Annotated in this window: 22 protein-coding genes; 7 read left to right on the top strand and 15 right to left on the bottom strand. The window is 69.1% G+C overall.

Annotated features, from left to right (window positions below):
* Positions 1 to 41: 41 nt before the first annotated feature.
* The 3 genes from D0D37_RS19815 to menD form a co-directional block, all read right to left on the bottom strand.
* The gene (locus D0D37_RS19815) at positions 42 to 1,556 is read right to left on the bottom strand and encodes a M1 family metallopeptidase (RefSeq protein WP_116202045.1); all 1,515 of its coding nucleotides are present in this window, start codon (positions 1,554 to 1,556) and stop codon (positions 42 to 44) included.
* Positions 1,557 to 1,647: 91 nt separating this feature from the next.
* Positions 1,648 to 2,004 carry a hypothetical protein gene (locus tag D0D37_RS19810; RefSeq protein ID WP_116202044.1) on the bottom strand — a complete coding sequence of 119 codons (357 nt, stop codon included), beginning with the start codon at positions 2,002 to 2,004 and terminating at the stop codon, positions 1,648 to 1,650.
* Positions 2,005 to 2,024: 20 nt separating this feature from the next.
* Positions 2,025 to 3,701: a 2-succinyl-5-enolpyruvyl-6-hydroxy-3-cyclohexene-1-carboxylic-acid synthase gene (menD, locus tag D0D37_RS19805; protein WP_162834337.1), complete on the bottom strand. Its 1,677-nt coding sequence runs from the start codon at positions 3,699 to 3,701 to the stop codon at positions 2,025 to 2,027.
* Between the two features lie 84 nt (positions 3,702 to 3,785).
* On the opposite strand from menD, the gene D0D37_RS19800 reads away from it, so the two are divergent.
* From D0D37_RS19800 to D0D37_RS19790, 3 genes are all read left to right on the top strand, one after another.
* The gene (locus D0D37_RS19800) at positions 3,786 to 4,709 is read left to right on the top strand and encodes a 1,4-dihydroxy-2-naphthoyl-CoA synthase (RefSeq protein ID WP_037818864.1); all 924 of its coding nucleotides are present in this window, start codon (positions 3,786 to 3,788) and stop codon (positions 4,707 to 4,709) included.
* Positions 4,710 to 4,774: 65 nt separating this feature from the next.
* On the top strand, positions 4,775 to 5,911 hold the full coding sequence (gene menE, locus D0D37_RS19795) for an o-succinylbenzoate--CoA ligase (RefSeq protein WP_116202066.1): 1,137 nt from the start codon (positions 4,775 to 4,777) through the stop codon (positions 5,909 to 5,911).
* A gap of 97 nt (positions 5,912 to 6,008) precedes the next feature.
* Complete coding sequence (locus D0D37_RS19790) at positions 6,009 to 6,878, top strand: 1,4-dihydroxy-2-naphthoate polyprenyltransferase (protein ID WP_116202042.1); 870 nt, start codon at positions 6,009 to 6,011, stop codon at positions 6,876 to 6,878.
* On the opposite strand, the gene D0D37_RS19785 is transcribed toward D0D37_RS19790, so the two are convergent.
* On the bottom strand, positions 6,875 to 7,651 hold the full coding sequence (locus D0D37_RS19785) for a helix-turn-helix transcriptional regulator (RefSeq protein ID WP_116202041.1): 777 nt from the start codon (positions 7,649 to 7,651) through the stop codon (positions 6,875 to 6,877). The two genes, D0D37_RS19790 and D0D37_RS19785, sit on opposite strands and share 4 nt — an antisense overlap.
* An 87-nt stretch (positions 7,652 to 7,738) precedes the next feature.
* Between D0D37_RS19785 and D0D37_RS19780 the strand changes: the two genes are divergently transcribed.
* The gene (locus D0D37_RS19780) at positions 7,739 to 8,407 is read left to right on the top strand and encodes an alpha/beta fold hydrolase (RefSeq protein WP_116202040.1); all 669 of its coding nucleotides are present in this window, start codon (positions 7,739 to 7,741) and stop codon (positions 8,405 to 8,407) included.
* Here D0D37_RS19780 and cds1 read toward each other — a convergent pair.
* The 3 genes from cds1 to D0D37_RS19765 are packed head-to-tail and all read right to left on the bottom strand — an operon-like array spanning position 8,404 to position 10,252.
* Positions 8,404 to 9,480 (bottom strand): L-cysteine desulfhydrase Cds1, encoded by a 1,077-nt coding sequence (gene cds1 / locus D0D37_RS19775; RefSeq protein WP_116202039.1) that lies wholly within the window; start codon positions 9,478 to 9,480, stop codon positions 8,404 to 8,406. The two genes, D0D37_RS19780 and cds1, sit on opposite strands and share 4 nt — an antisense overlap.
* Complete coding sequence (locus D0D37_RS19770) at positions 9,477 to 9,767, bottom strand: DUF4229 domain-containing protein (RefSeq protein WP_037818858.1); 291 nt, start codon at positions 9,765 to 9,767, stop codon at positions 9,477 to 9,479. The genes cds1 and D0D37_RS19770 overlap by 4 nt, the downstream gene beginning before the upstream one ends.
* 11 nt (positions 9,768 to 9,778) lie before the next feature.
* Positions 9,779 to 10,252, bottom strand: a complete 474-nt coding sequence (locus D0D37_RS19765; protein WP_162834336.1) for an Lrp/AsnC family transcriptional regulator — start codon at positions 10,250 to 10,252, stop codon at positions 9,779 to 9,781.
* A gap of 362 nt (positions 10,253 to 10,614) precedes the next feature.
* Here D0D37_RS19765 and D0D37_RS19760 point away from each other — a divergent pair, with 362 nt between their 5' ends.
* On the top strand, positions 10,615 to 10,827 hold the full coding sequence (locus D0D37_RS19760; RefSeq protein ID WP_009072010.1) for a BldC family transcriptional regulator: 213 nt from the start codon (positions 10,615 to 10,617) through the stop codon (positions 10,825 to 10,827).
* A gap of 173 nt (positions 10,828 to 11,000) precedes the next feature.
* Entirely contained in the window at positions 11,001 to 11,186 is a 186-nt protein-coding gene (locus tag D0D37_RS19755; RefSeq protein WP_116202038.1) for a hypothetical protein, read from the top strand.
* Positions 11,187 to 11,785: 599 nt separating this feature from the next.
* Here the strand turns inward: D0D37_RS19755 and D0D37_RS19750 are convergent.
* The 7 genes from D0D37_RS19750 to hemL form a co-directional block, all read right to left on the bottom strand.
* A complete protein-coding gene (locus tag D0D37_RS19750; protein WP_116202037.1) occupies positions 11,786 to 13,069 on the bottom strand; it encodes a MinD/ParA family ATP-binding protein in 1,284 nt (427 codons plus the stop codon).
* A gap of 86 nt (positions 13,070 to 13,155) precedes the next feature.
* Positions 13,156 to 14,148, bottom strand: a complete 993-nt coding sequence (ccsB, locus tag D0D37_RS19745; protein WP_116202036.1) for a c-type cytochrome biogenesis protein CcsB — start codon at positions 14,146 to 14,148, stop codon at positions 13,156 to 13,158.
* A gap of 3 nt (positions 14,149 to 14,151) precedes the next feature.
* Positions 14,152 to 15,756 (bottom strand): cytochrome c biogenesis protein ResB, encoded by a 1,605-nt coding sequence (gene resB / locus D0D37_RS19740; protein ID WP_116202035.1) that lies wholly within the window; start codon positions 15,754 to 15,756, stop codon positions 14,152 to 14,154.
* On the bottom strand, positions 15,753 to 16,526 hold the full coding sequence (locus D0D37_RS19735) for a cytochrome c biogenesis CcdA family protein (protein ID WP_116202034.1): 774 nt from the start codon (positions 16,524 to 16,526) through the stop codon (positions 15,753 to 15,755). Before D0D37_RS19735 ends, resB begins: the two co-directional genes overlap by 4 nt.
* Positions 16,527 to 16,789: 263 nt before the next feature.
* Positions 16,790 to 17,371 (bottom strand): TlpA family protein disulfide reductase, encoded by a 582-nt coding sequence (locus D0D37_RS19730; RefSeq protein ID WP_116202033.1) that lies wholly within the window; start codon positions 17,369 to 17,371, stop codon positions 16,790 to 16,792.
* Positions 17,368 to 17,994 carry a histidine phosphatase family protein gene (locus tag D0D37_RS19725; protein ID WP_009071997.1) on the bottom strand — a complete coding sequence of 209 codons (627 nt, stop codon included), beginning with the start codon at positions 17,992 to 17,994 and terminating at the stop codon, positions 17,368 to 17,370. Before D0D37_RS19725 ends, D0D37_RS19730 begins: the two co-directional genes overlap by 4 nt.
* On the bottom strand, positions 17,991 to 19,295 hold the full coding sequence (gene hemL, locus D0D37_RS19720) for a glutamate-1-semialdehyde 2,1-aminomutase (protein ID WP_116202032.1): 1,305 nt from the start codon (positions 19,293 to 19,295) through the stop codon (positions 17,991 to 17,993). The genes D0D37_RS19725 and hemL overlap by 4 nt, the downstream gene beginning before the upstream one ends.
* A gap of 130 nt (positions 19,296 to 19,425) precedes the next feature.
* Here hemL and D0D37_RS19715 point away from each other — a divergent pair, with 130 nt between their 5' ends.
* The gene (locus D0D37_RS19715) at positions 19,426 to 19,911 is read left to right on the top strand and encodes a TspO/MBR family protein (protein ID WP_095213800.1); all 486 of its coding nucleotides are present in this window, start codon (positions 19,426 to 19,428) and stop codon (positions 19,909 to 19,911) included.
* Here D0D37_RS19715 and D0D37_RS19710 read toward each other — a convergent pair.
* Positions 19,908 to 20,477 carry a DUF5666 domain-containing protein gene (locus tag D0D37_RS19710; RefSeq protein WP_116202030.1) on the bottom strand — a complete coding sequence of 190 codons (570 nt, stop codon included), beginning with the start codon at positions 20,475 to 20,477 and terminating at the stop codon, positions 19,908 to 19,910. The genes D0D37_RS19715 and D0D37_RS19710 overlap by 4 nt on opposite strands.
* Positions 20,478 to 20,482 lie beyond the last annotated feature (5 nt).

Raw genomic sequence — 20,482 nt, 5'->3', positions numbered from 1 at the left:
GAGCGGAACTCTCCAGGATCCCGCAGCCCGGCAAGCGAATTTCAGTGCTGGCCTGCCTCGGCCAGCGCGCGGTGGTTCGCCTGGATCTGGTCCCACGCCTTCGGCTTCGCCGGAGCAGCGGCGAACGCTCGGGCCGCGACCGTCCCATTAGGACCGATCGCAGGCTTGCCCTTGGTGAACAACCAGGTCTGGAACAGCTCCTGCAACGGCTTGCCCGACACCTTCTCCGCGAGCGCCACGAAGTCCGGGATCACCGCCGCCTTGCCTGCCTTCGCCACCTGCCACTGCTGGAGGATCGAGAAGAACGCATCGTCGCCGACCGTCTTGCGCAGCGCCTGCAAGGCCATCGCACCCCGGTCGTACACCGCGCGGTCGAACTGCTTCGGCTCGCCCGGGTCGCCCGGCAGGACCTGCCAGAACGGGTCGTCGGCGGCGTAGGAGTCGTAGGCGTACTGCGCGAGTTCCGCGGTCGTGCCCTCGCCCTCGTGCTCGGACCACAGGTACTCGGCGTAGGACGCGAAGCCCTCGTTCAGCCAGATGTCGCTCCACTTGCCCAGCGAGACGTTGTCGCCGAACCACTGGTGTGCGTTCTCGTGCGCGATCAGCGTGGTGTTGGAGCCGGCGGCGAAGTTGCGCGCGCCGTAGGTCGGCCGGGTCTGGTTTTCCAGCGAGAAGGTGATCCCGCTGGTCACGACGCCGCCCTCGGCCTCGAACGGATACGGACCGAACTTCGACGCCAGGAACTCGTCGACCTCCGGCGTCCGCTCCACGCTTGCCTTGGCCGCGTCGAGCGAGTCGCCGAGATCCGCGCCGTAGGCGGTGATGAACGGCTTGCCGTCCGGCGTGGTGGACTGGACCACGTCGTACTTGCCGACGATGAACGACGTCAGGTAGGTCGCCTGCGGCTTGGTGCTGCGCCAGTTCCACCGCGTCCAGCCGGCGCGCTTCTTGGTCTTCTTCACGAGCGTGCCGTTGGTGATGGCGGCGAGGCCGTCCGGAGCCTCGATCGACACGTCGTAAGTCGCTTTGTCGGTCGGGTGGTCGTTGGAGGGGAACCACCACTGCGCGCTTTGCGGCTCGTCGACGCCGAGCGCCCCGAAAGCGCCCTTCTTCCACGTGTTCAGGCCGCCGACCTTCTCCGTCGACGGGCTGTCGGAGTAGCTCACGACGACCGTCGCGGACTGGCCCTTGAGCAGCGGCTGCGCCGGGGTGATCACCAGCTCGCCGTCGCCGTTCTGGTTGCTGAACTGCGCCGGCCGGTTGTTCACCAGCACGTTCGACGCCTTGAGCGCGAAGTCCAGGTCGAACCGCGACAGGTCCTGCGTCGCGGTCAGCAGCAGGGTCGTGGTGCCCGACAGGAGGTCGGTTTCCGGCTGGTAGCTCAGCCGGATGTCGTAGTGCTGCACGTCGGTGCCGCCGTTTCCGGCGTTCGGGTAGTACGGGTCGCCGACCCCCGGCGCGCCCGGCGCCGGCACTGCCGAAGCGGTGCCTGCCAGCAGCACCGTCGCGACTCCAGCCGCAACCGCCCCGATTCCGGCCCGAGTTCTCGATCGCATGGTTCCTCCAAGGTGGCCAATGCGACCGAACGTATCCACGCCAGCACTTCACAGGTACGTCCGAACGACGGGTTCTTACCCACTGGGAAGGTCAACCGGATTCGGCGATCCACCACGCGATGGCGATCGGGATGCCGTACAGGATCGGCCCCGCGTACAGCCCCGGCCACGGCCCCCAGCCGCGCCGCACGGCCAGCCCGGCCATCGCGAACGAGCCGCCGATCGCCGCGAACCAGCCGACCCAGGGCAGCGAGGCGACCGCCTGCTGTCCGGCCGCGCTGCAGATCGCCCGGCTGTCCCCGGGGAAGCAGTTGTCGCTGGCCATCACCAGGAACGACGAAAAATACGAGCACACCAGCCCGATCAGGGCCAGTGCCGCCACCGCCGCGCTGAACCAGGCCCACCGGCCTCGCGGGCGCAGGTCCGCCTCGTTCAAGAAATCCCCCATTTTCACCGGCTCCCCGCCGGTTAAACCGTCCCCACCGCTTCCGCGACCGCGGACTTCAACCGCGCGTGGAGATTCCGGTGCTGTGCCCGGTCAACGCGGACCTCGACCACCCGAAGGCCCGGTGCCGGCTGCAACGCGGCACGGAACTCTTCGACCGTCTCGGCCAGGACATGCGGCACCCGGTAGCCCGCGCAAAGCGCGCCCAAGTCCGCGCCATGCGGGGTGCCGAAGACGCGCTCGAAGCTCGCCGAGTGCTCCGGCGCGCCCTGCTCCAGCAGCGAGAAAATGCCGCCGCCGTCGTCGTTCAGCACCACGATCGTCAGGTCCGGCAACTGCTCGGCGGGCCCAGTGAGCAGGCCGGACGCGTCGTGCAGGAACGTCAGGTCGCCGAGCAGCGCATACGACGGCGCGCGGTGCACGGTGGCCGCGCCGATGGCCGTCGACACCGTGCCGTCGATCCCGGCGACGCCGCGGTTGCGGTGCACCAGGACGTCCGGACGCAGCCGTCCAGCCAGCGCGACATCGCGCGTTGGATTCGAGGAGCCGACCACCAGCAGTGCGCCTTCCGGCAGCGCGTCGACCAGCTCCGCCGCCACCCGCACGCCGCTCGGCCACGACTCGGCGGCCAACGCTGTCGACACCGCTTGGCTGGCCGCAGCGTCCGCGCGCTGCCAGCTCGCGAGCCACTCCGGGTCGGCGGGCTTCGTCGGCTCGGCGAACCACTGCCCGACCTGGCGGACGTTGTGCGCGGGCGCCGGCCAGTCCGAATCCGGACGCACCAGCAACACCTCGACCTCCGGGTCCGACAGCACCTTCTGCACCTGCCGGAACACCGTCGGACGGCCGAGGCACAGCACCTGCTCGGGCCGGTGCCGCGAGATGAATTCCTCGACGCCCAGCAGCCAGGCGCCGGACGACATCGCGGTCGCACCGGACAGCCCCAGCCCGCCGGTCTCCGAAACCACCGGCCAGCCGTGCTGTTCAGCCCATTCACTGGCCGCCTGCGCGCCGGTGTCGCACGCGATCACCAGGCCGTGCCGCGCCGAGGGCACCACGAACGAGGGCAGCGCGCCGAAGTCCGGCAGTTCGGTCCAGCGTTCGCCGTCCGGACGGCCTTCGAGCGATTCGTACCACTCGCCGTCATCGTCGAGGTCGGGCACCAGCGGTTCGCGGAACGGGATGTTCAGGTGCACCGGGCCGCAGCGCCACTCGCCGTACGCGGCGTTCCACGCGCGGCAGATCTGGCTGCGCCAGTAGGAGTTCTGCCCGGCCCGGCGTTCGCCGACGGCCAGCTCGTCGAAGTAGCGGACCGCGTCGCCGTACAGCTCGTACTGGTTGATCACCTGGCTCGCGCCCGCCGAACGCAGCTCCGGCGGACGGTCGGCGGTGAGCACGATCAGCGGCACGCCCGCTCGGTCGGCTTCCAGCACGGCCGGGTGGAAGTTCGCCGCCGCGGTGCCGGAGGTGCAGACCACCGCCGCCGGACGGCCGGTGCGCGCCGCGATGCCGAGCGCGAGGAACGCCGCGCCGCGCTCGTCGATGCGGACGTGCAGCTTCAGCCGCCCCGACGCGGCGGCGTCGTAGAGCGCGATGGACAGCGGCGCGTTGCGAGATCCTGGACACAACACGACGTGCGAAACGGTGTTGCGGACGAGTTCGTCGACGATGACCCTGGCCTGCGCGGTGGACGGGTTCACCGGCAGACCTCCGCTTGAGCGCGCTCTTGTCCAGAGGCGGCATCAGGCACAGCGATCATGTCCACAGGTCCTATTCTCCCAAACGTGGATGACGCCCGAGTTTCCGAGCTGTTCGACCCCGCCGCCTGGTCCGAGGTCGAAGGGTTCTCCTTCACCGACATCACCTACCACCGTTCGCGAGATGCCCGCTCCGGCAAACGGGTGGTCCGGATCGCTTTCGACCGTCCGGAGGTCCGCAACGCCTTCCGCCCGCACACCGTCGACGAGCTCTACCGGGCGCTCGACCACGCCCGGATGAGCTCGGACGTCGGGTGCGTCCTGCTCACCGGCAACGGCCCTTCGCCGAAGGACGGCGGCTGGGCATTCTGCTCCGGCGGTGACCAGCGTATTCGCGGACGCTCCGGGTATCAGTACGCGAGCGGGGAGACCTCGGACACGGTCGACCCGGCGCGGGCGGGCCGGCTGCACATCCTCGAGGTGCAGCGGTTGATCCGTTTTATGCCGAAACCGGTGGTCGCCGTGGTGCCCGGATGGGCGGCGGGCGGCGGGCACTCGCTGCACGTCGTGTGCGATCTCACCCTCGCCTCGGCCGAGCACGCGCGGTTCAAGCAGACCGACGCGGACGTCGGCTCGTTCGACGCCGGTTACGGCTCGGCCGGCCTCGCCCGGCAGGTCGGGCAGAAGTTCGCGCGGGAGATCTTCTTCCTCGGCCGCGACTACACCGCCGAGCAGATGCACCGGATGGGCGCGGTCAACGAGGTCGTCCCGCACGCCGAACTGGAGCGGGTCGCACTCGAATGGGGCTGGACGATCATCGGCAAGTCGCCGACCGCGCAGCGGATGCTGAAGTACGCGTTCAACGCGATCGACGACGGGCTCGTGGGGCAGCAGCTGTTCGCTGGTGAGACGACCCGGCTGGCGTATATGCAGGACGAGGCTGTCGAAGGGCGCGACGCGTTCCTGGAGAAGCGCGACCCGGACTGGTCCGACTACCCGTACTACTACTGACCTCGTGAGTGTTGATCACGGTTAGAACCGTGATCAACACTCACGAGCACCCGCGGAGCCCCAAGTTGCACGTTTCCTGGCTAGACGGCAGCGCCGACGCCCTTAACGCCCTCGACGCAGCCCTAGCGGCCGCCCTAGACGGCGGCCCCGCTGTGCTGCCGCTGAACTCGGCGGATCCGTCGGCCCCGGCGCTGCTCGAGGCGATGGCCCCCTCGCAGCCCGTCGAGCCGGACACCGCCGTGGTGATCGCCACGTCCGGGTCCACCGGGGCACCAAAGGGAGTGCTGCTGTCGCCACGCGCGCTGACTGCGTCCGCGACGGCCACGCACGCCCGGCTGGGCGGCCCCGGACACTGGCTGCTCGCCACGCCCGCGCACTACATCGGCGGCCTGCAAGTCCTGATCCGGGCGCGGCTGGCGGGTACGAAACCGGCGTTCCTGACCGGCGTCGGCTTCCGACCGGACGAGTTCGCCGGCGCGGCCGCGCCGGTGCTCGCGGAGAACGGCCCGCGCTACACCGCACTCGTACCGACCCAGCTAGTCCGGCTCCTCGACGACGGCGGCGCTGGCCTGGCCGCCGCGAAGGCGTTCGACGGAATCATCCTGGGCGCCGCCGCGACCTCGCCGAAGCTGCGGGCGCAGGCGGCTGAGGAAGGCGTGCGGATCGTTCCGTCGTACGGGATGAGCGAGACGGCGAGCGGCTGCGTCTACGACGGTATTCCGCTCGATGGTGTGCGCGTGGAACCCGACGCCGACGAGCGACTGTGGATCTCCGGCCCGGTGCTTTCGCACGGTTATCGCCTCGCGCCGGAGCTGACCGCGGAGTCGTTCCGGGACGGCTCTTTCCGTACTTCCGACCGCGGCCGACTGCTCCCCGACGGCCGGGTCGAGGTGCTCGGACGGGCGGACGACGTCATCAACACCGGCGGGGTGAAGGTGTCCGCTGCTGCGATCGAACGGCTTCTCGGCGCGCAGCCCGGGGTTCGGGACGCTTGTGTGGTCGGCATTCCGGATCCGCAGTGGGGCGAGGCGGTTGTCGCGATGGTGGTGGCTTCCACGGACGAGGCCGCGCTGCGAGCCGCCGTCCGCGCGGAACTGGGGCCCGCCGCCACCCCGAAACGCATCGAGTTCGCCGACGAGTTGCCCCTGCGCGGCCCCGGAAAAATCGACCGCCAGGCAGTCCGGTCCCGGCTCGTTCCGTGAAGGACTCCTTGAGGGAATCTGATTCCCTCAAGGAGTCCTTCACGGCTTTGGGCCGGGTACCGAACGGGTGAAGATCGCATGGCGTTGAATAGACCCCATGGCGACAGTCAGTGAGTGGATCGAAGGCGCGCGACCGAGGACGCTGCCGAACGCGATCGCGCCGGTCGTGGCCGGGGTCGGGGCGGCGATCGCGCTCGACTCGTTCTCCTGGTGGCGTTCGCTGCTCGCCTTGCTGGTCGCGCTGTCGCTGATCATCGGCGTGAACTTCGCCAACGACTACTCCGACGGCATCCGCGGCACCGACGAACACCGCGTCGGCCCGCTGCGTCTCGTCGGCTCCGGCGCGGCGAACCCGAAAGCCGTGCTGCGCGCCGCGCTGACCTCCCTTGGCCTCGCCGGAGTGCTCGGCCTGACGCTCGTCGCGTTGAGCGGACACTGGTGGCTGCTCGCGATGGGCGCGCTGTGCATCCTCGGCGCGTGGTTCTACACCGGCGGCAAAAAGCCTTACGGCTACTACGGTTTGGGCGAGATCGCGGTCTTCGTGTTCTTCGGACTGGCCGGCGTCCTCGGCACGGTTTACGTCCAGGCCGGCCGGGTCAGCTGGGACGCGCTGGGCTGCGCGGTGGCCGTCGGCTCGTTCTCGATGGCCGTGCTGGTGGCCAACAACCTGCGCGACATCCCCACCGACATCGAGTCCGGCAAACACACCCTCGCGACCCGCATGGGCGACGGCGGCACGCGAAAGCTGTACCTGACCCTGGTGACCGTTCCGTACGCGCTCACCGTGCTGATGGGCGTCTGGCACCCGCTGTTGTTCATCACGTTCGTCACCGCGCCGCTGCTGCTGAAACCGATCAAGGCCGTCGGCGGTGGCGGCAAGGGCCGGGAGCTGATCCCCGCCCTGCGCGACACCGGCATGGCGATGCTGGCGTGGGCGGTGCTGAGCGCGGTCGCCCTGGCGCTCTAACGCCCGCTTCGGTAGCGGCCCGGCGTCGTCCCGATGATGGCGGTGAACGCCGCGATGAAGCCGCTGGGATTGGCCCAGCCACAGGCGTAAGCGGTGCGGACGGTGTCGTGACCGTCGGCGAGAAGCACCAGCGCGTGGTAGACGCGGAGCTGGGTGCGCCACTCGTAGAAGGTCATGCCGAGTTCGTCGTGGAACAGTCGGCTGAGGGTGCGCGCGCTGGCTCCGATCGACTTCCCGAGTTCGGCCAGAGTGGCGTTGTCCGCCGGATTCTCGTGCAGCCGCTCGGCGATGGCCCGCAGCCGGTCGTCCCGGGGCGCGGGCAGTTGCAGCGGCGGGTCGGGTGCTTCGCGGAGTTCGTCGACGAGGACCCGGTGGAGGCGAGCGAGCGCGGAGCCGCGGTAGCCGGAGCCCTCGTAATTGCGGGGCCCGGTCAGCGCGAGCAGAACCTCGCGGGCAAGGCCAGAAGTCCGGAACACGGCTGGTCGATCCGAGACGAGCCGAGCCAGGGACGGCGCGAGAAAGACGATCCGGATGTCGGTGTCGCCGTGGGCACGGTGGAAATGCGGGAACCCGGCGGGCGTCCAGGCGACTCGGGTGGCGGGCGCGAGCGACGTGCCGTACTCGGTGTGCACCGCCAGAACACCGGTGGCCGCGTAGACCAGGTGTCCGCGCTCGTGCGTCTGCAGCTCGCTGGTTTCTCCGGACGGCCAGAGATGCCTGCCACCGGACGGCCACAGATACGACGCAATACTGGGTTGGCGGGGAACGGGCATCAGTTGGCATTCTAGCGTTAACTAGCCATCGCCAGTTCTTGGAAAGCTTTCTCCCGAAGAAGCCGTTGCGGTTCAAGGGAGAAATGCATGTCGACGTTCGTTCTCGTCCCTGGTGCTTGGCACGGCGGCTGGGTTTTCGAGGAGGTAGTGCCGCTGCTGGAACGCTCCGGACACACCGTGCACGCCCTGACCCTGACTGGTCTGCGGCCGGACGACGACACCGCGACGGTCGCCGGCGCCAACCTCGACACCCACGCCGACGACGTACTGGCGCTCCTCGACCGCGCCAACATCACCGACGCGACACTCGTCGGCCACAGCTACGGCGGGATGGTGATCGCCGCCGCTGCCGACCGGGCTGGCGGCCGGGTCTCGCGGGTCGTGCATCTCGACGCTTATGTGCCCCGCGACGGCGATTCATGCTGGTCATCGACCACCGAGGCGTACCGGCAGGCGTTCGTGGCCGGTGCCGCGGACACCGGCTACGCCGTCCGCCCGCCCGAGCGTGATGGCCGGGATTCCCGCCGCCGTCCCCATCCGCTCGCCTCGCTGCTGCAGAAGATCCAGCTCACCGGAGCCTTCAACAAGATCCCCCGGCGCGAGTTCGTCTACTGCTCGAACTGGGAAGGCACGCCGTTCACGGAACTCCGCACCCGGCTCGAAACCGACCCGGACTGGCTCGTCCACGACCTCCCCACCGCCCACAACGCGATGCGCGAAGACCCCGAGGGCGTCGCCAAACTGCTCGACAGCTAGCCCTCGAACCGGCCGGTGAGCAGGAACTCGTCGAACCGCGCCCGGTACGGAGCCAGATCGATCCCCTGCTCGCCGAGCCATTCGTCGGAGTAGTACGTGTTCGCGTACCGCTCGCCGCCGTCGCACAGCAGCGTCACCACCGAGCCCGCCTGGCCTTCCGCCAGCATTCGCGAGATCAGCTGGAACGCGCCGTACAGGTTGGTCCCGGTCGAGCCGCCCGCCCAGTGTCCGGTGCGGTCGCGCAGCAAGCGGATCGCCGCCAGGGAACCGGCGTCGGGCACCTGGAACATCTCGTCGATCACGCCGGGCACGAACGACGGTTCGCAGCGCGGCCGACCGATGCCCTCGATCCGCGACGGCATCCCTGTCGCGTAGTCCGGCGCGCCAGTTTCCCAAGCGCCGTAGAACGACGAGTTTTCCGGGTCCACCACACAGATCTTCGTGGTGTGCCGCTTGTACCGGACGTAGCGGCCGAACGTCGCGCTCGTCCCGCCGGTACCCGCGCCGACAACGATCCACGACGGCACCGGGTGGCGTTCGGCGCGCATCTGCGCGAACACCGATTCGGCGATGTTGTTGTTGCCGCGCCAGTCCGTCGCGCGCTCGGCGTAGGTGAACTGGTCGAGGTAATGCCCGTTGCACTCGGCGGCCAGCCGCTCGGCCTCCGGGTACATCGCCGGGGCCGCGTCGACGTAGTGGCACTCGCCGCCGTAGAACTCGATGAGCGCGATCTTTTCCTTGCTGGTCCGCCGCGGCACGACGGTCACGAACCGCAGGCCGAGCATCCGCGCGAAGTACGCCTCGGACACGGCGGTCGAGCCGCTGGACGCCTCGACCAGCACGGTGTCCGGGCCGATGTGCCCGTTGACCAGGCCGTACAGGATCAGCGACCGCGCGAGCCGGTGCTTGAGCGAGCCGGTCGGATGCACCGACTCGTCCTTCAGGTAAAGGTCGATGCCCCATTCCGGCGGCAGCGGGAAGACGTGCAGGTGAGTGTCAGCGCTGCGGTTCGCGTCGGCCTCGATGATCCGGACGGCTTCCCGGACCCAGGCGCGGCTGTGCGGTTTGCTCATGCCGCGGAATCGTCGGCCGAGGTCTCGCCGCGCAGCTGCGAACGCAACTGGGCACGAGCACGCGCGCGGGATTCGTTGCGCTTGGCCAGACCGGCTGTCACGCGCTGGTTCAGGCCGCGCAGGAGCAGCAGGCCGAGCGGAAGTCCGACGACGAGCCCGATCAGCAAAGAGACCAGCAGCGGCACGCCGACCAGCGAAAGCACGACCGCGACCACCGCGACGAGCGCGAACCGCGCGATCAAGTACACCGTCAGGTCACGGGGCAGGTGGTCCGGTGTCTCGCTCACACCGAAACAGGCTACGCCCCGCTCGGCGAGTCTTCGTCCAGGCCCGCGTTGTTGGGGCGGCCCTCGAACCGGGTCGAGAGCACGACCGTCGTATTGGTGCGGCCGACGCCGGGGATGCGGCGCAGCCTGCCGAGCGTGAGCTCCAGCTCGTCGACGGTGGATACCCGCACCTTTACTACGAAGGCCTCGTCGCCTGCGACCGCGTAACAGCTCTCCACCTCGGGCAATTCGCCGAGCGAGGTCGCGACGTCCTCGTCGGTGGCGGTGTCGGTGGGATGGATGCCGACCAGCGCGGTGACGCCGAGGCCGACCGTGTTCGGGTCGACCATCGCGTGATACCCGGTGATCACGCCCGCCGCCTCGAGTTTTCCGACGCGTTCGTGCACCGACGACGCGGAGAGCCCCACCGTCCGGCCGAGGTCGGCGTAGGTAGCCCGGCCGTTGGCCCGCAGCTCGGCGATGATCTTCCGGTCCAGCTGATCCACCGGCTCATTATGCGGCGCGCCCGCGCGACCGGCTCATCCCGGTAGGCCCCGGATTGTCTCCTGCGTCACAGCAACCTCAGCGCCGGACAGCGCCCAGACTCGGCCTTTGCCTGGTCTTTACCCAGTTCTCGGCGCAGACTGTTGGAAAATGCCTGGTCAGCGGGGCGCGATTGGGCCCTGAGCGATCCTGAGAATCTGCTGAGTTATGTCCCTTTTGCACTTTAAGGGCTCTTTACCCAAGGACAACCGTTCGAGTACCCGACGGGTGAAGTGCCACGATTGCCGCGTTGGCCACCCGGGCGCGACGGGCGAAACCGCCCGATGTCCCCGGTATAGCAAGTAGGGCGTTAAGGAGGCGGAAAATGACCGCAACCATGGGCGGACGGCTGCTCACCCCGGGTGAGGTGGCCGCTCTGTTCCGGGTGGACCCGAAGACCGTGACCCGCTGGGCCACCGCGGGCCGCATCGGCTCGATCCGGACGCCGGGCGGACACCGCAGGTTCCGCGAGTCCGAGGTGAACGACCTGCTGGCCGAACTCACCACGGACGCCAGCGAACCGACCCGCAAGATCTGATCCGCAGGTCACGCAGACGACGAAGGGTCGTGAGTGGCAAGGGGTGCCTCCCGCATCGCTTGCCGGTCACGACCCTTCGCCGCGTTCCGGAGCCTGCCGCGCCCGCCGTCCCGTCCCCCGTTCACCCCGATTGCGGCTAACCTGGGGGGCCAGCACGACGGAAGGACCCGGGCATGATCCCTTTGCTCGCAGCGGTGGGCGCGATCACCATCGCCGTTCTGTTGTGGCGGGCACTAGGCGCGCAGCGGATCAGCGTCCCGCAACGCCGCCCGGCCGTCGCCCCCGACGACGATCCCGAATTCCTGCGCAAGCTCGCTGAAGAGCAGCGCAACCGCCGCCCGGACGACACCGACTCCTGAGGGCCTAAAAGCCCAATACCAGAAACTTAAGCCGAGCGGCCTCGGCATGCCGACCGCCCACAAAGGACGCCGGGCTCGCCGAAATGCCCGATCCACGCCCTCGTGACCGCTTGCTCGCGTCCGTGAGGGGAACCCTGAGGGAATCTGATTCCCTCAGGGTTCCCCTCACGGACAGCACATCCCGCACCCGCAGCGCCGCCTTAGGTCCCCGGCATTGGCCTAAAAGCCCGCGAACGGAGTCCCCCTCCCCGACTCCGCAACCACAACCCGAGATCGCGCCGGTTTCTGGACTGAGCGATTCGACCGGCCCCCAGGCCGGGCGAATCGGGAGGGAAGAAACCGGCTCCCCGGCGATCTCGGCGCCACGGCGAAGCCGGGGCAATCAAACACAGCCCGGCGAAATCGGGGAAGGAAGAAACCAGCCCCCCGGCGATCTCGGCGCCACGGCGAAGCCAGGGCAATCAAACACAGTGCTGGTGCCACTCAAACCCCAAGGCGACCACCCGCCCGGCAACCAACAAACCCAGGGCGACCACCGCTAGGCCAACCACTGCCAGGGCCACCAACCCGCCGGCAAAACCGATCGCTAACCCAGCCCGCTAAACCCGTCCCCCAAACCCGTCAGCCACAGTCGCAGCCAACTCCAACAACGCAAGCCTCGTATCCCCGCCAAGCCGTTCCAACTCGATCTCCGCGCCCTCTTCCAAATGCGCATCGAACGGAATCCGGCACACCGACCGCACCTTGGCCCCAAAGTGCGCCGCCAGCTTGTCCAAATCCACCGAACTGCCCTTAGGCCGCACCGAGTTGATCACCACAACCGACCGCTTAACCAGGTCGCCATACCCATGCGCCTCAAGCCAGTCCAACGTCGCCGACGCACTACGCGCCCCGTCAACCGACCCAGACGACACCACCACGAGCGAATCCGCGACGTCGAGAACGCCCTTCATCGCCGAATGCATCAAACCGGTGCCGCAGTCAGTGAGCACGATGTTGTAAAAGTGCTCCAGCAGGTTCACAGTCCGCCGATAGTCATTCTCGGAGAACGCCTCCGACACCGCCGGATCCTGTTCGCTGGCCAGGATTTCCAACCGGCTCGACCCCTGTGACGTATACGACCGGACGTCGCTGTAACGCGTGATCTTGTCCGCGTCGCGCAGCAGATGCCGCACAGTCGCAGTGGTCTCGATAGCGATCTTCTGCGACAACGTCCCGCGGTCCGGGTTAGCGTCCACCGCCACCACCCGGTCGCCTCGCAGCGAGGCGAAAGTCGCGCCGAGCGTGGTCGTCGTAGTGGTCTTGCCGACGCCGCCCTTGAGGCTCAGCATCGCGATCTTGTAGCACCCGCGCAACGGCTGGTTGACGCGCGCGATCAGCTCGCGCCGTCGCGTGTCCGCGGGGCTCTCCCCCGGGTTCACCAGCTTGCCGGTGCCCAGGTACACCGCCTTGCGCCAGCCCGACTGCGGCGTCCGCTTCTGCTGCTTCACCAGGTGCGCGGTCGCCAACTCATCAGCACCGGACGCTGGCTGCGGCAGTCCTTGCGCCACGGGAACGGCACCCGGAGCGGGAACCGGCGTGCCGGCCGGAGCGGCAGGCGGCTGCTGGTACCCACCCGGCGCGGGATACTGCGGCTGCGGCTGCGCGGGAGGCTGCAACGGCGGCAGGTTCTGGTCGTAGTGCGGCTGGTAGCCGCCCGGCTGCGGCAGCGGCTGATAGGCCCCCTGCGGCGGCGGGTCGACGACCTGTGTCGGCTGCGCGTCGTACGGCCCGGTGCCGGGATGCGGCGTCGAATCGGTGCGTTCCTCGGAGAACATGGCAGCCGGTTCCTGGGCCTGCTCGGACTGCTGTTCGCCGGCAGTCTCTTCACTGGGTCCGGTCACCGTTGCCTACCTCCCGGGTACGTCGAAGGGCCCCTGGCGACGACGGTAGTCGCCCGAGGCCCAGTCCGGGCGGTGGACCCCCCGGCTCAGCTCACTCCGGCGTAGGAATGCAGTCCGGCGGTAACCAGGTTGACGAAGAACAGGTTGAAGATCGTCACCGAGAACCCGACGATGTTGATCACCGCCGCGCGCGTCCCGCGCCAGCCCGCGGTGGCGCGGGAGTGCAGATATGCCGCGTAGACGACCCACGCGATGAACGCGACGGTCTCCTTCGGGTCCCAGCCCCAGAACCGGCCCCACGCGGCCTCGGCCCACACCGCGCCGCACAGCACGCCGAAGGTGAAGATCGGGAACGCGACGATGGTGGCGCGGTAGGCGATCCGGTCGAGCACGTCGGCGGCGGGCAGCTTCGGGCCGAACCTGGCGAACTTGGCCGGGTCGCGGTCGTGCGCGGTGCGGAAGAGGTACAGCACGCTCGCCACGCCCGGCACCAGGAACACGCCGGAGCCGATGATCGCGGCCGAGACGTGGATGTAGAGCCAGTACGACTGCAGCGCGGGCACGACCGGCGCGGCCACCGTGTACAGCATCGTGCCGTTGATGAACATCAGGATCACGACGGGCAGCAGCAGGAAGCCGGTGAGGTGGCGGACCGGGAACTTCTTGATCACCACGAGCCACGCGACGACGGTGATGAAGGTGACCGCCATGCCGTACTCGTACATGTTGCCCCACGGCGCGCGGTGCACCGCGAGTCCGCGCAGCACGATCGCCGACAACTGCAGCAGCGCGCCGAGCACGAGCAGCGCCGCGCCCATCCGGCCGATCCGCTCGGCGCGGCCGACCGCGCGCGGGGCTTCGGGCTCGACAGGTGCGTCGCCGTCCTCGATGCCGGCGTCGTCGGAGTCCGGCCCGCCCGCGCCGACCAGCACGCGCTTGCGGCTGCGCTCGGCGGCGAGACGGCCCTTGGCCCCGAACGCCTGCTCGAACAACGTAAACAGCAGCGCCAGCACGTAAATCGCCACTGTCGTCGTGTACAGCAGGTCGCTGTACTGCGAGAGAGTCTCGTTGATTTCCATGCCTCAGCTGCCCTTCCGGCCCGTGACCAGCCGTTCGCTGATCCGCTGGAATTCCTCGCCGTATCCGGCTTGATCCGTGCGCGCGAGCCCCGCGACCTCGATCACGGTACTCGCGCTCTCGTCCTTGCCCGGCCGCACCCGCACCCACACGCGACGCCGCTTGACCAGCAGCGACGCGCCGAGTCCGGCGAACATCACGATCGCGAAGCCGAGCACGAAGCCCTGCGTCGGATCGTGCGAGATCTGCAGGTTGACCCATTTGTTGACGCCGTCGAAACGCACCTTCGTGCCGTCGTCGAGCGTCAGTTCCTGGCCGACCGCGAGGTTCTTGCGGGCGACCCGCTTGAGCCGGCCGTCCTGGACGCGGGACTGGTCGACCGAGAACACCGACTGGCCGCGGCCCGCGTCGAGGCCGAGGTCGCCGCGCAGCACGTCGACCGCGACCATCGGGTTGTTCAGCTGCGGCGCGGTCGAGGTGAGCACGCCGCCGTGGATGAACGAAGACGGCGCGAAGAGGCCGGTGATCGCGAGCTGCTTGGTGCGCCGCTGGACCTCGTCGGTGACGCCGGGCTGGTCGAACTTCGTCGCGCCCTCGGACAGCATCGTCGACGGATTGGTGAACATCCACTGGGTGTTCTGGGTGCGCTTCTCGCCGTTCGGGAAGGTCACCGTGAACTGCGGCGAGTAGCCGTTGCCGAGCAGGTAAACCCGGTCTCCGACGGTCCGCAGCGGCTCGTTGACCTCGAGGTCGTAGGGCTTCCACGTGCCCGTCCGCAGGTCTTCGCCGGACTGGTACTCGATGTGCGAGTGGTAGTAGTCGGCCTGGTTGGTGGCGGTGTAGCGGGCGGTGAAGTCGTTGACCTTCACGCAGAACGGGTCGAGGTCGGTGCCGTCGATGCGCAGCCCGGCCTCGAACGAGTCGTAGTTGTAGATGCCCGAGTTGCAGAACTGGCCGCCGTTGGCCTGCACGATGACCTGGCCCTCGTAGCTGTAGAGCTTGCCGAGCGCGAAGAAGATGATCAGGCCGAGCATGCCGAAGTGGAAGAGCAGATTGCCGGTCTCGCGCAGGTAGCCGCGTTCGGCCGAGATGCTGAACCCGCCGCCGTCCTCCTCGCGCTCGATGCGCCGCCAGCCGGACAGCTGCTTGCGCACGTCCTCGCGGATCGTCTCCGGCGTGCGCGCGGTGCGGGCGATCCGGTGGTGCGGCATGCGCGCGAGGTTGCGCGGCGTCAGCACCGGCTTGGCCCGCATCTGCTTGAGGTACTCGAAGCTGCGCGGCGTGAGGCAGCCGATCAGCGAGATCATCAGCAGCAGGTAGATCGCGGAGAACCAGACGCTGGAGTAGACGTCGTAGAACTCCAGCTTGTCGAGCAGCGAACCCCACCAGCCGTGTGCGCTGATGTACTCGTCGACCTTCGGCGCGTTCAGCCGCCGCTGCGGCAGCAGAGCGCCGGGCAGCGCGGCGAGCGCCAGCAGGAACAGCAGCACCAGCGCGGTGCGCATGGACGTCAGGCCGCGCCAGGTGTTGCGCAGGAAAGCCAGGAACTGCTTGGCCGGGGACGGCCGGTACGGCTGAGGGTTCTTCGGGGGCGCTTCGGTAGTGGTCACAACGGCAGCTCGAGATCGGAGGCGACGGAGTTGCGGAGCCAGCCCATGACGTCTCCCCACAGACCGGTGACCAGCAGGATGCCGACCACCATCAGCAGCGCCCCGCCGAAGATCTGCACGCGGCGGCCGTTGCGGCGAAGCCAGTCGGTGGCGCGCACGGCCCAGCGGGCGCCGAGCGCGATCAGCAGGAACGGGACGCCGAGGCCGAGGCAGTAAACGAGCACCAGCACGTACCCGCGCACCGCAGCCCCGCCGGTCGCGCTGGCGAGGCTCGTGACGGCGGACAGCGTGGGCCCGATGCACGGCGTCCAGCCGAGCCCGAACACCGCGCCGAGCACCGGAGCGCCCCACAGGCCGCCGCCGGGCACGCGGTGCGAGCGGACCTCGCGCTGCAGCCCCGGGATCCAGCCGATGAAGACCAGGCTCATGAGGATGGTGAGGATGCCGCCGATGCGCTGCAGCAGATCCTCGTTGACCAGCAAGGTGTTCGCGAGCCAGACCAGCGTGCCCATGGTCGCGACGAACACCACGGTGAACCCGAGCACGAACAGGCCCGCCGCGCCGAGGACGGCGTAGCGGCCTTTCTTGCGCTCCTCGCCGTCGCGCACCGCCGGGGCGTCCGCGCCGACGAGAGCCGCGAGGTAGGCGAGGTACCCGGGCACGAGCGGCACCACGCACGGCGACGCGAACGAGATGGCCCCGGCCAGCAGCGCAACACCCGCGGCGAGCAGCAGCGGCCCGGAGAGCGCCAGCTCGGACACGGAGTTCACGCACTTGAGAGTAGGCAGTGAGCTGGACGTGAGGCGGGCGGGGCCTTCTCACAGGACCTACGCCACAGCGGGGCCGGGACCTTGGTCCTGGCCCCTCGTGAGTGGCGATGCCGGTTCTAACCGGCATCGCCACTCACGAGAAGCCAGGCCAGGGGAAGGGCACGTCTGCGCCTCGCCTGGCAGAGCCTGCCCGTGCGGCAAGGGCGGTACTCGGGTCTCGTGAGTGTTTATGCCGGTTCTAACCGGCACCAGCACTCACGAGGCTACTTCTCTGCGCTCAGCCGCTGCACCACCGGAACCAGGTCCGAGGCCAGCACCTGCCGCAGGAACACCGCCGCCACCCGGTGCTGCTTATCGAGCACCAGCGTCGACGGGATGATGTTGCGCGGATACCCCGCCAGCTGCAGCAGCACGCGCCCGGACGGGTCCCAGATCGACGGGTACGTGAGGCCGCGGTCGCGCACGAAGTCCTGGGCCACATCGCGCGCCGGATCGCGGACGTCGAGTCCGATCACCTGGGCGCCGAGCGGGGCCATCTGCTTGCTCGCGGTCTCCAGTTCCGGCGCTTCGGCACGGCACGGGCCGCACCACTGGCCCCACAGGTTGATCACCAGCGCCTTGCCGGGGAAGTCCGCGATCGAGAGCTGTTTGCCCTCGTGCATCAGGTCGTCGCCGGCCAGCGTCGGGGCCTGTTGGCGCTCGTTCACCGGGTAGGTGATGTCGACCTTGCCGCCGGGCGAGACGAAGGTGAAGGTGCCGCCCGAGACGACCGCGTCCTTGCCGGTCGAGCAGCCCGTCACGACCAGCGCGGCGGCCGTCAGCATCCCGAGCAGCCGCCGTTTCATGCGCCGGTCACCTTGGGGTCGGTCGTGCCCGCGGGTTCGCTGTAGACGATCTCCAGCAGCTCTTCGCCGTCGAACACCAGGCTGGTGAGCGACGCGAGCGAGCACTGCCGCTGGCGCGGGTCGTGCCACAGCCGCTTCGCTTCGAGGAACCGGCGAAGCGTCCAGATCGGCAGCTGGTGCGACACGCACAGCGCTTCGCGCCCTTCGGCCTTTACGCGCGCACGGTGCACCGCGCCGAGCATGCGGTGCGCGATCTCGACGTACGGCTCGCCCCACGACGGCTTGAACGGATTCACCAGGTGCGGCCACGCTTTCGGCTGCCGCAGCGCGCCGTCGCCCACCGCCACGCGCTGGCCTTCGAAGACGTTCGCCGCTTCGATGAGACCTTCGTCAGTAGCGATGTCGAGACGGTGCGCGCCCGCGATGGGTGCCGCGGTCTCCTGCGCGCGCTGAAGCGGCGAAGCGACGACGTACGCGAGGTCGTGCCCAGCGACCGCCTCGGCGACAGTGAGCGCCTGGCGCTGCCCGCGCTCCGAAAGCCGGAAGTTTGGCAGCCGCCCGTAGAGGATCTTCTCCGGGTTGTGGACCTCGCCGTGCCGCAGCATGTGGACAACGGTGGTCACGGGCGAACCGCCTCAGCCGCCGCGCGCGCCGCCGCCGGAAGCGCGGCTTCGATGACGGCGAACGCTTCGTCGTCCATCGCGGCGTTCACGAAGTACACCTCGTACGCGCTCGGTGGCGGGTACACGCCCGCCTCGAGCAGCGCGTGGAAGAACGCCGGGAAGCGCCACGTCTCGGAGGCCTGCGCGTCCGCGTAGGTGCGTACGGGCTTGTCGGTGAAGAAGATGCTCAAGAGGTTGCCCGCGTACTGCACAGTGTGCGTGACGCCCGCTTCGCTGAGCGCCTTCTCGAAAAGCCCGCCGAGGCGCTTCGCGTTGGCGTCGAGCTTCGCGTACACAGCGTCGTCGGCTTCGCGCAGCGCGGTGAGACCGGCGGCGACCGCGACGGGGTTACCGGACAGCGTGCCTGCCTGGTAGACGGGACCGCCGGGCGCGAGCTTCGCCATGATGTCCGCGCGGCCGCCGAACGCCGCGGCGGGCAGCCCTCCGGACATCACCTTGCCGAACGTGTAGAGGTCGCCTGCCACGCCTTCGAGGCCGAACCAGCCGGCGCGCGAGACGCGGAAGCCGGTCATCACCTCGTCCATGATCAGCAGCGCGCCGTTTTCGTGCGCGATGTCCCGCAGTGCGGCGTTGAAGCCCGCGTCCGGCGGCACCGCGCCCATGTTGCCCGCGGCCGCTTCGGTGATCACCGCGGCGATCTGGCCCTCGTTCTCCGCGAAGGACTTCCGGAGCGCGTCAAGATCGTTGTACGGCAAGACAATCGTGTCCGCGGCCTGCGCGCCGGTGACGCCCGGCGAAGTCGGCAGGCCAAGCGTCGCGACGCCGGAACCGGCTTCGGCGAGCAGCGCGTCGACGTGCCCGTGGTAGCAGCCGGCGAACTTCACGATCTTCGCGCGGCCGGTGAACCCGCGAGCCAGCCGGATGGCGCTCATCGTGGCTTCGGTGCCGGAGTTGACCAGCCGGACCTGCTCGACTGGGCCGACCCGGCCGATGATCTCCTCGGCCAGTTCGACCTCGCCGATCGTCGGCGTGCCGAAGGAAAGCCCGTGCTCGGCGGCCGCGCGGGCGGCGGCCACGACCTTCGGGTGCGCGTGGCCGAGGATCATCGGGCCCCACGAGGAGACGAGGTCGACGTAGCGGTTGCCGTCGGCGTCCCACAGATACGGGCCCTCGCCGCGGACCATGAACCGCGGCGTGCCGCCGACCGAGTTGAAGGCACGCACCGGCGAGTTCACCCCGCCCGGAACGGCTGCCTTGGCGCGTGCGAACCATGCTTTGGACTGCTCGGTGCCAGTGCTCACCGCTCCAGTCTCGCAAATCCTCCGTTCGGGTGTCGGCGGCGCCCAAGCTGCCACCCGATTGCCACCCGGCACACCGGCCCACTCGCTCTTAAGATGGGCGCGCATGGACGGGGCGAGCCATGGAGGAGACGTGACGGCGCCCACACACCGCCGGAACCCGTGGCTGATGCTCGCGGTGTTCTTCGGGCTGGTCGGCGTCATCGCGCTGGTAGGCGCGCTGGCTGCGACGACCGCGCCGGACGCCTACAACCGGTACGTGCTGCCGGAGTGGGCCCCGCCCTCGTCCCTGTTCAGTCCGGTGTGGACAGTCCTGTACATCGTGCTCGCCGTCGCCGGCTGGACTTATTGGCGCACCGATGGCGAGAACCAGGGCTTCGCCGCGTACGGCATCGGCCTGCTGTTCAACCTGATGTGGATCTCGCTGTTTTTCGCGGGCGGCTCCACGCAGGTCGCGTGCGTGGACATCGTGCTGCTCGATTTCACCGTGATCGTGACGATCGCGCTTTTCTACCGCCGTTCCCGCACCGCCGCGCTGCTGCTCGTGCCGTATCTGGCGTGGCTGCTCTACACGACCGCGCTGAACGTCGCGATCATCGCGCTCAACGACGTTCCCTAACGGCCCGGCTGCGCCACGATCGCCTGAGCGGTCACCGAACCGTCCGATCCGGTGCGGCCCTGGACGGTCACCGTCTGACCCGGCTTGAGGTCGCTGAGCTTGCCCGGCTGGGTCACGCCGACCGTCGTGCTGTCCGAAGTGGACACTGTGACTTCGCTGCCCTGTACGGTCTTCAACGTGACCGTGCTGCCGTCGACCTTCTCCACGGTGCCGACCGTCCCGCGACCGCCTGCCGTGCGTCCGCCGAAGCCGCCCGCGCCCTGCTGTCCCGAACCAGCCCCGGCACCTGGACCAGACGCCGTACGGGCGCTGGAAGTACTGCTCGACGGACCGAACGCCGCGTGCGTCCACGCGCCGCCAGCGAACGCCAATGCCAGCACGAACAGCCCGGCGAGCACGAGCGTCGGCTTGCCGAACGGCCGCGCGACCTGGTTCAGCTCAGCGGTGAGATCGCCCTCGACGGCGGGTTCGGCGATGAGGTCTTCCGGAAGCCGCCCCATCGCCGCCGTGGTTTCGGCGGGTTCCTCCGGCGGAGTCGGAATGGGCTGGGTGGTGGACGCGGACATGACGC

The sequence above is a fragment of the Amycolatopsis circi genome (genome assembly GCF_003385235.1).
GTDB classification, from domain to species: domain Bacteria; phylum Actinomycetota; class Actinomycetes; order Mycobacteriales; family Pseudonocardiaceae; genus Amycolatopsis; species Amycolatopsis circi.
The sequence above is the reverse complement of the archived record's forward strand: the minus strand, read 5'-3'. Positions and strand labels throughout refer to the sequence as shown.